The organism is Klebsiella sp. 28 (genome assembly GCF_018223905.1).
GTDB lineage: Bacteria > Pseudomonadota > Gammaproteobacteria > Enterobacterales > Enterobacteriaceae > Klebsiella > Klebsiella pneumoniae.
On the sequence record NZ_JAGRQY010000223.1, the window covers coordinates 1 to 880 of the forward strand.

At 35.9% G+C, this 880-nt stretch carries 1 protein-coding gene; it reads right to left on the reverse strand.

Annotated features, from left to right (window positions below; all coding sequences use genetic code 11):
* Window positions 1–28 precede the first annotated feature (28 nt).
* Window positions 29–709 carry an IS6-like element IS1216 family transposase gene (locus KHQ28_RS26725; protein WP_001015311.1) on the reverse strand — a complete coding sequence of 227 codons (681 nt, stop codon included), beginning with the start codon at window positions 707–709 and terminating at the stop codon, window positions 29–31.
* Window positions 710–880 lie beyond the last annotated feature (171 nt).

The window sequence follows — 880 nt, forward strand, 5'->3', positions numbered from 1 at the left end:
GAATAAAATCCCTTACGGTATCTATGATTTAAGCTGGGATTCCCAATAATACCTTGATTTCAGTACAGACCGAAAACCCGAAGAGAGTGCCTTCTTTTCGGGTTTTCTTATATAATCCTCGAATGGCTTCCATGCCTTTAATCGTGGTAGAGGCAGTGCGTAAACTTCGATAGAATTTATTGCGTCTCTTTACTGGACGATGGTCTTGTTCAATCAAATTATTCAGGTATTTAATGGTACGATGTTCTGTCCCTTGATAAAAGCCGTATTCTTTTAGTTTCTTAAAGGCACTTGTAATAGAGGGGGCTTTATCTGTGACTACAACCTTCGGTTCATCAAACTGCTTCACTAACCGCTTAAGAAAAGCATAGGCTGCTTGTGTGTCCCGTTTTTTACGTAACCAAATATCCAAGGTTAAACCATCTGCATCGATGGCTCGATACAAATAATGCCATTTTCCTTTAATTTTGATGTACGTTTCATCCATTTTCCATGAATAAAAGGATTTTTTATTTTTCTTTTTCCAAATTTGATAGAGTAGTTTGCCATATTCTTGCACCCAACGATAAATCGTCGTATGAGAAACGTTAATGCCACGATCATATAAGATTTCTTGAACTTCACGATAGCTAAGGTTATAACGAAGATAGTAGCCCACGGCTACAATAATCACATCCTGCTGAAATTGCTTTCCTTTAAAATGATTCATCGTCATTCCTCCTGCTATCTTTTTCTATTATTCTACCTTATTTGATAGTAGATTTAAAACTTTGCAACAGAACCGAATATACCGTAAAAGACATGAAAATTGTGAGGAGGCGATAACATGAAAAAAATTTTTATTAGTATCTCTATACTTGTAGTAACAGGAATTCTAGGA

Excerpts from the sequence above, each read along its gene's own strand:
- KHQ28_RS26725 (WP_001015311.1), bottom strand. The coding sequence starts at position 709 with ATGAATCATTTTAAAGGAAAGCAATTTCAGCAGGATGTGATTATTGTA.